Here is an 11,996-nt window from a genome sequence, read left to right as displayed (position 1 = left end):
GGCGGGTGGCGATGACGGATGCTGACGTGGCCCTACTCGCGGAAACCTTCGCGGAGGCGGGGGAAGACGTTGAGGCGCTGTCCGACATCGAGAGCGCGGCCACCGAGCCGTTGCCGTTTTACGGGCTGTCCCCGGTCAGCCCGGACGAGTTGGCTGAACATGGCGACGCGGTGCCGTACAGCATTGATTTGACGGTGCCCTACGAGGGGCCCGGTGCCATGGACCAGGTCGACCGGGCTGCGGTCGCGGCGGTGGCGGCGCAGCGGGACGACGGTGTGCCGGTGATCGCGTTGTGGCGTGCGTGGCGGTTCCCGGCCGCTGACACCCAATGGCCGCCGCCGCGGCGGGTTTACCTGTTGGAGGCGGGCGACGGGGCGGTCCTGCCGGTGTTGGTGGCTCGAACCCAGGACGCTCTGCAACTCGCCGGTGAGAAGGATCCCCAGGTCGAGGCGTTCGCTGACCCGGATGCTCTGCCGGTGTACCAGCGCACCGCACTCGGCTTCTCCACTCTGCTGTGGACGGCGGCACCGCCGGTCGTACCGCAGGTGGCCCGGGTCTACAACACCTTCGAGCCGGAACACGGGCCCGGCTTCACCGCCGACCATCCCCGACTCGGCGGGGAGGAACGCGACCGGGTGCTGGCCTATCTGGCTGGGGGCGCACCGTTGCTGATCACGTCGGACCGTCGTCTGGACGTGGTGGAGCCGTCCGCCGGTGAGGTGGTACCGACCGGGTTTTTCACCGATGGTCGATGGATCTGGAGCGACGCCATGGCCTACTACCTGCGGGTGCACGGGCTGGCTCCGGATCCCGACCTGCTGGCGACGATCCGCGGCAACGACTACGAACCGCCCGAGGTCGACGCGGTCGCCCTGCACCGGGCGCTGTCGGTGCTGTACCGCCCGGTGGCGGGGCAGACCAATCACGACGACCCCGCCGACCGGGAAGCGTGAACATGACCACCACATCCGTCGGTGGTACTCGCCGCCTCCTGCGGACCTGCGATGCTCAGGCACACCCGTACGGCGGGGGATTGACCATCGACGTACATTCGGCACCGACATGCCAGATCGTCCGCGGGAAGGAGGCCCCCGCAATGTCTCCTGCCAAGGGTGGCCAACCCGTCTCGGAACTCATCGTGGAATCCGTCGGGCAGACGTTGGCGCTGATGAGTGACCGGAACGAGCGGGCGTCGGTGCTCGCGGTGGCTGTCAGCCTGCCCGCCGAGGCGGGGCGACGGGCGGTATTGACCTCGCCGATGGTCACCGCCCGGCCGGACCTGTTCGAGCTGCTGCTGAAGGTGCTGACTGAACATCTGGCCGGCGTCGCGGCCGGGGTCCGGTTGGTGCCGCTCGGCTCGTACGCCGAATCGATCGACATTGGCCCTGAGACGCGATGGCTGTCCGGGCGGATCGGGCAGGACGTCGCGTTCCCGCTGGTCGAACTGTCGCTGACGGCAAACTTCCTACTCACTCCCGCGGCCTGGGCGGTGTCGGCCCCGGACACGAACCTCCGGAATGACCCCAGCTGGCCGGCACCGCTGCCCCCTCCACCCCCACCGCTGGCGCTGCCATCTCCTGCGCCGCCGAAAGGGGACACACCGTCGGCGACGGAACGGAGGATCGCTGCCAGCATCTGGCCGCACCTGCACTTCCTGCCGAACGGCGCGTCCGTCGACCGGCCGAAGCGACGACCGCCCCGCGTCTGGCTGCCGCCCCGACCCGACTCGGCGCGCGGCACGCGGGCGGGTTCCTCGGCGGCCGCCGTTGAAGTACCGGCCGGGGTGCCGGGGATCCGTACCGCCGCCGGCTGGTCGTTCGCCGATGGGCCGGTGTTGGGTAACGGCCCGGTCCTGGCCGGCTTCTTGGTCGAGATCGTGGTGGACGTGGCCGGGTTTCGGGTGGACGGTCGGCCGGTGGCCCCCAGCGGCCTGGCGAGGCTGATCACCTCGTGCCGACTCGGCGACCCGCGACCCCTGGTCATCGTCCCGCATGGCGTGCTGGTGCAGGGGAGCGCGGCTGACGTGCTCTTCGGCGGTCTTGCCGACGTGCTGGAGGTGCCGGTTCATGTCGCCTACGGGACGGTCAGCCGGACCGCGACCGGGTTGCTCCAGGCCGCGGGCACCTTCCGCCGCTGGTTGCCGAGAACGCCGGGCAGGCCACCTGCTCAAGATCGAGGAAGTGACCAGGGGCCCGTGCTGCCTGCCCTGCCGTCGGCCAGAATTCGGTCGACCGTCCCAGACAGTTGGAACACCGTACCGCTCGATCTGGGGCTTACCGCCCTGCTCGACCCCGCCCGCTGGACCGCTGCGGCCTGGTCGGCCCCGATCGACCCGTCGCCGGTGCCGGCCGTCGCATCGGTGCCCGCTGTCTCTCCGGCCGCCGCCGTCACCCGGAACGATCCCGGTGGCCCGCCCGGTCCGGATACACCGATCGGTCCGGACGGCGTCACCAACGCGAGTGCTCAACCGACGGTGCCGGCGCTCGAGCAACCCGGGGAGGGGCTGTCCAACCGTTGGAACGGGCCGCCGACGGCACCTAAGCAGGCAACCCCGCACGCTTGGGCGGCCATTCCGGTCGATGAGGTGCCAGCCGAACCGGCCGGGCCGTGGCGCTTCGGCAGCACCGACCCACTCCTGCCGAACCACCCGGAAGCCCGGCCCACCGGCGTGACTGCGGCCGATCACACCCCCGCACCGACTCTGCCGCCGGCGCCGCCGCGATGGCTGGCCGAGGACGACGTCGAGCGGGCCATCGCTGATCGGACGGCGCTGCGGCAGGCGCTCGTTCGCCGGTACGACGCGCACGCCCGGGTGGTGGCCCGGACGCTGGCGCAGTCGCCCGGCCTACGGGCCGCCGGCGGCGCCTCCGGCTACCTCACCGCAGGGCTGGTGGCGCTGCTCGCGTACGGCGACCGCGAACATTGCCTGGTGAACCAGATCCTGCGCGGCGGTGGACCGGATTCCGAGGTCGATCGCGGCATGCTGCTGGCGCGCTGCGCCGCGTACGGGTTGCGTCGATTGCCGTCCGTGCTGGGTCCGGTCTTCCGGTCCGGTCCGGCCGACCTGCGATCGGCCGCCGGCTACCGACCCGGCGAGATGCTCATCGAGCCTGCGTTTGTGGACGTCGACCTGGCCGCCAGGCCGGCCACCGCCGAAGGCAGCCTCCGCTTCGTGATCTGGTCGGTCAGCGCCCACCGGTTGGACAACCTGACCGGTGACACCCGACCCGCGGCGATCTTCCCGCCGGGCAGCCGATTCCAGGTGCTGGCGATCGACGACGAGGCATCCGAGCAGGGGCCCCTCGTACTGCTGCGGGACCTTGCCGCCGTGCACCGAAATGGCCCGGACAGTGCCGAGCGGATCCTGGACCGGTTGCGCGCCATCGGGCAGGTTGAGGCGCGCGCCGGTGAGACCTCCGTACCGTTGGCATTTGCTCTCGGCCTGGACGACGGGGGCCGGCCCTTCCGGGCGACCGCCGGCGCGGTCGCGAGGGAGAATGGACGAACGTGAGCGACAGGATGGGGGAGCGGCTGCGGCCGTCTCAAGGTGCGGGGCGTCGCTCCTCGTGGGTCGGGATGCTCGGGGTGCTCACGTCTCATGACCGTATGCCGGCCGCTGACCGGGGCCCCGTCACCTGCCTGTAGCGGAGGGTTTGGTCACGGCTTCCGGCTCGGTGTGGCTCGGCGTCGGGCGTGGCCGAGCAGGAGAGGCGGACGCCGGCCGTCAGACGTCGGCTTCGAGGGCAAAGGTATTGCCGTCTGGATCCTGGAACCACGCGATACGTCCGCCACCGGCCCGAGCGGTGATTCCCTTGGCGTCATGTTCGAACTGGTCGTAGCGGATGAACTCGACGCCGGACGAGACGAGTTCGTCAACGATCTGGTCGATGTCGTCGACGTACCATGTCGCCAGTGTCGCCGGGGTCTTTCCGGCGGTGACCGACTGGTACACATTCAGTGCCGGGGCGCCACCAGAACCATAGACGCGACTGCCGTCGGCGATGTTGGCGCTGGGGCCGGACTGCAACGCCTGCAGGCCCAGTTTGCCTTCGTAGAACGCGACCGCCCGCTGGATGTCGGACACGGCGACCGACGTTCTCAGGTGATACCTACTCAACGGCATGAACCACTGTCGCACACGCGAGCGGGTGGGCTGGCTGGCCGAGGCGCTTCTCGAAGGCCCTGGCGACTCCCTGGGACCATCCGCCCGTCGCGCCGAAGCCCACGCAGGCCCTTCGCGCCCCACCCAACAAACGGGGCGGGCGGACGCGGATGAGCTCGCCGACCCGCCCAGGCCGCTCGTGGCGGGCCGACGAGGATGAGCTCGCCGGCCCGCCACCTGCTGGCTACCGCACCGTCAACTTCTGATAGTTGGCGGCGTAGGGCTGGTAGGTCGGGTTGCCGGAGTAGGCAACGTGGACCGGGTACACCCCGCGCTGCAGATCGGCAGTCTGCAGTGTGACGGTGGCCTTGCCGTCGGCCAGTGGCACGACCTGCACGGTGCCGCCGAAGGTGACGGTGACCTCGCCGGTCGGGGTCGGAGCCTTCTTCTTCTGCCCGCCCGCTGGCCCGACGGTGACGTTCAGCGTGAACGTGTCCCCGCGGACAACCGACGCCGGCGCGGTTTTCGCGTGGACCTTGACGGCGTCCGGGCCGGAGGGCACCTTGAACGACGCCGTACCTTCCGACGCCTTCAGGTAGTCGAAGCCGAGGTACTCGGCCTTGACCGTGCGGGTCCCCGCGGGCAGATCCGTCGGCAGCGTGACCGTGGCCGTGCCGTCGTCCAGGTGGGCGAGCTTCGACCACGAGCCGATGCTGAACCGCACCTGACCGCCGGTCTCGAACCCGTCGGCTGCCGTGACCGTGGCGGTGGCCGTGGTCGTCTGGGCCCCGCTCGCGTACGGCTCGACAGCCACCTCGGTGGTGGTCGTGACGTCGCTGTTCGGGATCCCGCGGATGTCGTTCCACTCGCGGAGGGTGAGCGGTATCACGGTGCCGTGACGCGGACGGACGACGCCCGCGTTGGTCATCGTGATCGCCTTGGCGTTCCAGGTCGGAGCCTCGATGTTCTCGTGGCACGCGGCCTGGTATCCACCACCGTTCGTGTACCGGTCACCCCAGAGGTAGAACTGGCCGGGGCAGGAGGTGTCACCAGGGTTGGCCTTGAAGATGACCGGCCCTTCGTACCCCTGGTTGGCGACCCACGTCGTGCGCCCCAGAGCCGGAGCGAGCAACGTCCAGTTGTCGATGTTGCTGTCCAGGAAGTCGGTGTGCTTCTCCGAGAAGATGTCCGAGCCCTGGTTGCCGGCCTCGTTCTTGGTTACGCGGTAGTAGTAGTCACCGACCCGGATCGCGGTCGTGTCGATCCGCGACCGAGGGGCCGGGTCCTGCCAGACCTGGGGACCGGAGAACGTCTGGAAGTCGCGCGTCGTGGCGTACCACATCTGCGCGTTGCCCTGACCGGTGCGGTTTACGGGGTTGTTCCACAGCGACTGTGCCCAGAACACGACGTAGGCGCCGATCTCCTCGACCCACAGCGACTCGGGTGCGAAGGCGTTGCCCGCGTTGTCGGGCGCGACCTTCACGTGCCGCTGAGGAGTCCAGTTCACGAGGTCGTGCGACTCGAAAACCTCGATGTACTGGGTGTCGTTGATGGCGTATCCGCCCTGGTCGTACCAGTTCAGGTCGGTGGCGATCATGTAGAACGTGTCGCCGTCGGGGGAGCGGACGATATGCGGGTCACGGAGGCCCTGGTCGCCCAGCTGGGAGATGAGCGACGGCCAGCCTCCGGTCAGACCGGTCCAGTCCAGAGCGGTGTTTCCGTTGGACGTTGCGAACATGATCTGCTCGCCGTCGGCGATCCCTTCGCCCTTGAAGTACCCCATGAAGTACCGCTCGTACTCCTCGGAACGGGGCATGGCGCTGATGCTCACCGGGAACGACTTCGTCTGCGAGGCGGAGCCCTTGGTGATGGTCGCCGTCAGGGTGGCGGCAACATCCGCACGGCCGAAGGCCGGGCGGGTCACCTCACCCGTCGGGGTGACCAGGTCGGTGGTCGACTTCCAGGTGATCGTGGATCCGAACTCGCCGATGGCAGGGAGGTTGAGGTTTCCGCGCACGTCGTCGGTGGCGTACAGGGTCAGGTCGTACGTGTCACGGTCGACGGCCTGCGTGTCGTCGAACTCGGCTTTCACCACAACGGGGATCTCCCGTGTGGTGACCTCTTGGGCGCCCTTGCGGACTGTCGCCGTGAGCGTGGCTGTCGCGTCGGGCTGCCCCTTCGCGGGTCGGGTGATCTTGCCCGTCACCGCAACCTTGCGTGCGCTGGCGAGGGGTGGCGGGCTGTAGACCTCGACGACCGACGGGTCCGAACTCGTCCACGTGATGGCCGAGCCCGCCTCGGAGCCGACCTTGGGCAGAACGATGTCGCGTACGATCGCACTGGTCAGGCCGAGGTCGATGGCGGCGGCGTCGGCGCGAACGCCGTTGGAGACGGTCCTTTCCGCCAGGGCGAGTGTCTCGTCGAGGCTCACTGCCCGGTCATAGACCCGGAAGTCCCGGATCGTTCCGCGGAACGAGTAGTGGCCCGACGTCTGCGAGCGAGCGAGGAAGTTGCAGTTGGTCCCCGTAGCATTCACCGACGGCGGAGTGGTGAGGTTCGTTGACGTCGCGTGCAGCACGCCGTCGATGTAAAGCCTGCCGGTCCAGCTCGTACCGTTCGCGTTCAGTGACTGGGTGTAGGTGACGTGCGTCCACGCTCCCTCGAGCATGCGGACCCGGTTCTGTTGGAGGTTCGCCGAACCCACCGCGACGCGGAACCGCTGGGTGTTCGACGCGAAGATCGAGCCCTGGGCGCCGGTGTCGACGTCGCACGAGCCGGACTTCCTGCCGAAGCTCCACATCTGGTGCTCGCCGACGTTGGCCGGGTCAATCCACACGTCATAGTCGACGGTGAGGTTCGACATGCCGGCGGTGAGGTTGTTCGGCAGCGCCACGTACGCACCGTCGAGGGCGCTCTCGTAGGAGTCGGGGTTGAACCTGACTCCTTCGCCGGTCAAGGTCGCCTTCTCCGGATTCATGAGCGTGGCGTTCGCCGCCGAGCCCGCGCTACCCGAGTTGACAAGCGTCGTCCCACTCGTCTCGTCGAGGGCGAAGTGGTGCACCAGACCCATGTTGAGCTCCCCCTCGGCGGCCTGCGAGGGCGTCGCTACGAACGAGACCGAGAGAAGCGCACCCAGTGCCAGGCCCGCGACGCCTCTACCCTTCCGACTCAGTCTGTGACGTGACCTTTTCTGTCGCAATCTCAATTGATCCTCCTCGACCGGTGTCAGACTCCCTCTGAAGTGGATGACGATTGTTAACGCTAACAAGGGCGAACTGCAAGGTCAACCAGACGGGTCAGCGCAACGCGACGATGCGGTCCCGCGCCGTGCGTACGAAATGTCGGTACCGGCTTGTCGGTGGGCCGGCGGATGGAGTCGGGGATGGTGTCGGTCAACCGCGGCGTCGCCTCCGACCCGGCCGCACCGTTCGGTGGAATGAAGCAGTCAGGTCTGGGGCGAGAAGGCGGCTTCGCCGGCATTCACGAGTTTCTTGAGATGCAGTACCTGGCCGTCGACCTTTAGGCCTCGGCCAGCCGTACGTCGAGCCGTGAGCGCAGGGCGCTGACGCTGATGCCGTAGGTCGCGATGACCGACACGTTCTGCCTGCGGTCTGGTCCGACCTCGAAGACCCCATGATCGGTGTAGACCCGGCTCACGCAGCCGACGCCGGTGAGGGGATAGGTGCAGCCGGGCACCAGCTTGGGTGAGCCGTCCTTGGCGAAGAGGGTCATCATGATGAATACGCTCTTGGCCCCGATCGCCAGGTCCATTGCTCCGCCGACGGCAGGGATGTCGTCTGACCGGCCGGTGTGCCAGTTGGCGAGGTCTCCGTTGGCGGCGACCTGGTAGGCGCCGAGGACGCACACGTCGAGGTGGCCGCCGCGCATCATCGCGAACGAGTCGGCGTGGTGGAAGTAGGCTGCTCCGGGCAGCTCCGTCACGGGGACCTTACCGGCGTTGGTCAGGTCGGGGTCGATCTCGTCGCCCTGCGCGGCGGGTCCCATGCCGAGCATGCCGTTCTCGGTGTGGAGCACGATGCCCTGCTCGGCCGAGAGGTGGTCGGCGATCCTCGTCGGCTGGCCGATGCCGAGGTTGACGTAGACGCCGGCCGGAATGTCGCCTGCGATGACTGCGGCGAGCTCGCCCATGGACAGCGGGCCACGGTCGAGATGTTCGACGGTGCCGGACCCTGCGGTCGTCGTGTTCGTGATGGTCATCGCGCCCCCTGGACGGTGTAGTGGCGGGCGTCGACCTGGACAACGCGGTCGACGTAGATCGACGGCGTCACCACGGCTTCGGGGTCGAGCGTCCCGGTGTCGACGACTTCGCTCACCTGGACGATGGTCGTCGTGCCGGCAGTGGCCATGACGGGCCCGAAGTTCCGGGCGGTCATGCGGTAGACGAGGTTGCCGAGGCGGTCGGCACGGTGGGCGGCGATGAGCGCATAGTCGCCCTTGATGGGGTACTCGAGGACGTACTCGCGCCCGTCGATCATCCGTGTCTCTTTGCCCTCGGCGAGCGGGGTGCCGACGGCTGTCGGGCAGAAGAAGGCACCGATGCCGGCACCGGCTGCGCGCATCCGCTCGGCGAGGTTGCCTTGCGGTACGACCTCGAGCTCGACCTTTCCGGCCCTGTAGAGCTCGTCGAACACCCAGGAGTCACTCTGGCGCGGAAACGAGCAGAGCACCTTGCGGACGCGGCCGGCCTTGAGCAGCGCGGCGAGGCCGACCTCGCCGTTGCCGGCGTTGTTGGCGACGATCATGAGGTCCTTCGCGCCCTGCCGGATCAGCGCGTCGATCAGGTCGAACGGCATCCCGGCAAGGCCGAAGCCACCGACCAGGATCGTGGCGCCGTCCTCGATACCGGCGACCGCCTCGTCGGCCGTTTCGAGCAGTTCGGTGCGGCTCATCGCGGCCCCGCCTCGGGGTTCTCGAGGACGGTCGCGAGGCCCTGGCCGACGCCGATGCAGATGGCGGCGACGCCCCAGCGCTGGTTGCGCTCGCGGAGCACCTTGGCCAACGTGCCGACGATGCGGCCGCCGGAGGCGCCGAGGGGGTGGCCGAGCGCGATCGCGCCGCCCTTCGTGTTGACGATCTCCGGGTCGACCTTCCACGCGTCGACGCAGGCGAGCGACTGCACCGCAAACGCCTCGTTGAGCTCGACGGCGCCGACCTGGTCCCAGGTGATGCCGGCCCGTGTGAGCGCGCGGTTGGCGGCCTCGACCGGGGCGTAACCGAACTCCTGCGGCGGCAGCGCGAAGGCAGCCCGCCCCGCCACGCGGGCCAGCGGATCCGCCCCGATCCGCTCGGCGGCGGCAGCCGACCCGAGGAGTACGGCCGAGGCGCCGTCGCTCAGCGGGGAGGCGTTGCCGGCGGTGATTGTCCCGTCCTCCTGGAAGACGGGCTTGAGGTCGGCGAGCGACTCGCTCGTGCTGGCCGGACGAATCCCTTCGTCACGGGTCAGCTCGGTCCCCTCGACGGGTGCGACGAGGTCGTCGTAGAAGCCGTCCGCCCAGGCCCGGTGAGCGAGCTGATGCGAGCGGGCGGCGAACTCGTCCTGCCGCTCGCGCGAGATGCCGAACCTCTCCCGCAACTGCTCGTTGGCCGCTCCCAGCGAGACCGTCCACTCCTTGGGCATCCGCGGGTTGACCAGCCGCCAGCCCAGCGTCGTCGAGACCGCCATGGCGTCACCGGCGGGGAAGCCCTTGGCCGGCTTCGGCAACACCCACGGCGTGCGGGTCATCGACTCGACACCACCGGTGAGGACGATGTCGGCGTCGCCGGTCTCGATGGCGCGCGACCCGATGAGCACGGCGTCGAGGCTGGAGCCGCAGAGCCGGTTGACCGTCGTGGCCGGCACTCTGCACGGGAGGCCGGCGAGGAGCACGGCCATCCGGCCGACGTTGCGGTTCTCCTCTCCGGCGCCGTTGGCGTTGCCCCACACCACGTCGTCGATGGCGGACGGGTCGAGTCCGGGAGCACGCGCGAGCGCGGCGGAGACGGCGTGCGCGGCGAGGTCGTCGGGCCGGACGCCCGCCAGGCCGCCGTTGAACTTGCCGAACGGCGTGCGTGCGGTGGCGTAGACGTAGGAACTCACACTGGCGACGGTACGCGGACCGGTTCATAGTGTGAAGGATCTTTATCCGACACGTCTGAGTAGTATTTTGGTATGAATCTGCTGCAGCACATGCGGTACTTCGTCACCGTCGCGCAGGAGCGCCATTTCGGGCGGGCCGCCGAGCGCCTGCACATGGCGCAGCCCGCGTTGTCGCAGCAGATCCGTCGGCTCGAGGCCGAACTCGGGGTCGCCCTCTTCGTCCGCACCACCCGGCGGGTCGATCTCACCGTGGCCGGGACCGCCTACCTGGAGCGGGCGCGCGCGATCCTCGCCTCGGTGGACGAGGCCGCGCGGCATGCGCGCCGCACGGCGGCCGGCGCGGTCGGCCACCTCTCGATCGGGTGCGTCGGCTCGGTCACCTACAGCCTGCTGCCGGCGCTCTCCCGCCGTCTCAGTGAGGAACTGCCTGGCGTGGACTGCGCGTTCCGTGGCGAGATGCTCGTCTCCGAGCAGGTCGAGGCCCTGCGTGATGGGTCGATCGACCTGGCGTTGCTCCGGCCGCCGGTCGCCGACGGCAGCCTGACGACTGCGCTGTTGCGCCGCGACCGGCTCGTCGCCGCGGTGCCCACGAGGCATCGCCTCGCGGAACGGAGCAGGGTGGAGGTCGCCGACCTGCGGGACACCGACCTCATCGTCCACTCCGCCGACCGGCGCTCCACGATGTTCGACGTCGTGCAGCGGTTGTGCCGGGACGCGGGCTTCGAGCCGTCGATCCGCCACGAGGTCGGCGAGACCTCCACCCTGATCACTCTCGTGGCGGGCGGCCTGGGCGTGGCCGTGGTCCCCGATCCGGTCAGCGCCCTGGCCCTGGAGGGCGTGGTGTACCGGCCGCTCGTGCAACCGGCGACCAGTGTCGACCTTGCCGTCGCATATCGCGACGATCGCGACGAACCACATGTGCATCGGGCGCTGGAGGTTATCCGGGAACTAATCGGCAGATAGTCGGCGTTCACCGAGAGCCCGAGTCACCGGAGGCTCCGCCCGATGCCCCGGGCGGCGACCTGGAGCGCGGTGAGATGCCGGGTGCGGTCCCGGCTCAGTGAGGGTACGACGACGCCGAGCGCCGCGACCACGACCGGGTCCGCGCCGTCGCGGGCGGTGGCGACGATGGGTACGGCGATCGAGCACGCGCCGAGCGTCATCTCCTCGACCGTGGTGGCGTATCCCTGTCTGCGTACCTCGGCCAGTTGCTCGCGTAGTCGCTGGGGCTGCACGACGGTGTACGGCGTCAGGCGCGGCAGGTCGGCGAAGACGGCCTCCCGTACGTCCTCCGGCGCGTGGGCGAGCAGCACCTTCCCGACTCCGGTGGCGTGCAGGGGCAGTCGCGAGCCAGCCCTGCTCACCGCCGGCACCGAAGCCCGGCCCGAGAGCCGTTCGACGTAGAGGACCCTGGTCCCGTCGCGGATCGCGAGGTGCACGGTCGCCCGGGTGGTGGCGTGGATGTCGTTGAGGAACGGGGACGCCACGTGCTGGAGCCCCGTCGGCACCGGCGAGAGGACGCCGACATCCCAGAGCCGCCGACCGATCGTGAAGTGCCGGCCGGTGCTGCGCTCCAACGCGCCGCCAGCGACCAGATCCTGGACGAGTCGGTGCACGGTCGGCGCCGGGAGGTCGGCGCGCCGCGCCAGCTCGGTCAGGGACAGGCGCGGGTGCTGCTCGTCGAAAGCGTAGAGCAGTGCCAGGGCACGAGAGACGACGGTGGCGCCCGGAGTCGAGGTGTTGCCCGCCATGCCAATCCTTTCGCTCAGTGGAACTTTACCGTGGCCATCGCCCCGC

9 protein-coding genes and 1 pseudogene are annotated in these 11,996 nt (G+C 69.4%); 4 read left to right on the top strand and 6 right to left on the bottom strand.

Annotated features, from left to right (window positions below; translation table 11 throughout):
* Both C1I95_RS11250 and C1I95_RS11245 read left to right on the top strand, forming a co-directional pair.
* The coding region (locus C1I95_RS11250; protein ID WP_233513543.1) for a hypothetical protein at positions 1 to 953 on the top strand (953 nt) is incomplete at its 5' end.
* 143 nt (positions 954 to 1,096) lie between these two features.
* Complete coding sequence (locus C1I95_RS11245) at positions 1,097 to 3,511, top strand: hypothetical protein (RefSeq protein ID WP_111213742.1); 2,415 nt, start codon at positions 1,097 to 1,099, stop codon at positions 3,509 to 3,511.
* 213 nt (positions 3,512 to 3,724) lie between these two features.
* Here C1I95_RS11245 and C1I95_RS11240 read toward each other — a convergent pair whose 3' ends face one another.
* A complete protein-coding gene (locus C1I95_RS11240; protein WP_233513541.1) occupies positions 3,725 to 4,084 on the bottom strand; it encodes a VOC family protein in 360 nt (119 codons plus the stop codon).
* 262 nt (positions 4,085 to 4,346) lie between these two features.
* Positions 4,347 to 7,172: an immunoglobulin-like domain-containing protein gene (locus tag C1I95_RS11235; protein WP_111213741.1), complete on the bottom strand. Its 2,826-nt coding sequence runs from the start codon at positions 7,170 to 7,172 to the stop codon at positions 4,347 to 4,349.
* Positions 7,173 to 7,451: 279 nt separating this feature from the next.
* Here C1I95_RS11235 and C1I95_RS11230 point away from each other — a divergent pair.
* Positions 7,452 to 7,625: pseudogene (locus tag C1I95_RS11230) on the top strand (aldehyde dehydrogenase family protein); the annotation flags it as partial.
* Here C1I95_RS11230 and C1I95_RS11225 read toward each other — a convergent pair.
* The 3 genes from C1I95_RS11225 to C1I95_RS11215 are packed head-to-tail and all read right to left on the bottom strand — an operon-like array spanning position 7,622 to position 10,199.
* Positions 7,622 to 8,320: a CoA-transferase gene (locus tag C1I95_RS11225; RefSeq protein ID WP_111213740.1), complete on the bottom strand. Its 699-nt coding sequence runs from the start codon at positions 8,318 to 8,320 to the stop codon at positions 7,622 to 7,624. The pseudogene C1I95_RS11230 and the gene C1I95_RS11225 overlap by 4 nt on opposite strands.
* The gene (locus C1I95_RS11220) at positions 8,317 to 9,012 is read right to left on the bottom strand and encodes a 3-oxoacid CoA-transferase subunit A (RefSeq protein ID WP_111213739.1); all 696 of its coding nucleotides are present in this window, start codon (positions 9,010 to 9,012) and stop codon (positions 8,317 to 8,319) included. Before C1I95_RS11220 ends, C1I95_RS11225 begins: the two co-directional genes overlap by 4 nt.
* Positions 9,009 to 10,199, bottom strand: coding sequence for a thiolase family protein (locus tag C1I95_RS11215; protein ID WP_111213738.1), 1,191 nt, complete (start codon positions 10,197 to 10,199; stop codon positions 9,009 to 9,011). Before C1I95_RS11215 ends, C1I95_RS11220 begins: the two co-directional genes overlap by 4 nt.
* A gap of 72 nt (positions 10,200 to 10,271) precedes the next feature.
* Here C1I95_RS11215 and C1I95_RS11210 point away from each other — a divergent pair, with 72 nt between their 5' ends.
* Positions 10,272 to 11,162 (top strand): LysR family transcriptional regulator, encoded by an 891-nt coding sequence (locus C1I95_RS11210; protein WP_111213737.1) that lies wholly within the window; start codon positions 10,272 to 10,274, stop codon positions 11,160 to 11,162.
* 23 nt (positions 11,163 to 11,185) lie between these two features.
* Here the strand turns inward: C1I95_RS11210 and C1I95_RS11205 are convergent, their stop codons facing one another.
* On the bottom strand, positions 11,186 to 11,950 hold the full coding sequence (locus C1I95_RS11205; protein ID WP_111213736.1) for an IclR family transcriptional regulator: 765 nt from the start codon (positions 11,948 to 11,950) through the stop codon (positions 11,186 to 11,188).
* Positions 11,951 to 11,996: the final 46 nt, after the last annotated feature.

Origin of the sequence: Micromonospora craterilacus, assembly GCF_003236315.1 — a bacterium.
Taxonomy (GTDB): Bacteria; Actinomycetota; Actinomycetes; order Mycobacteriales; family Micromonosporaceae; genus Micromonospora; species Micromonospora craterilacus.
This window is presented reverse-complemented; position numbering and strand designations above follow the sequence as displayed.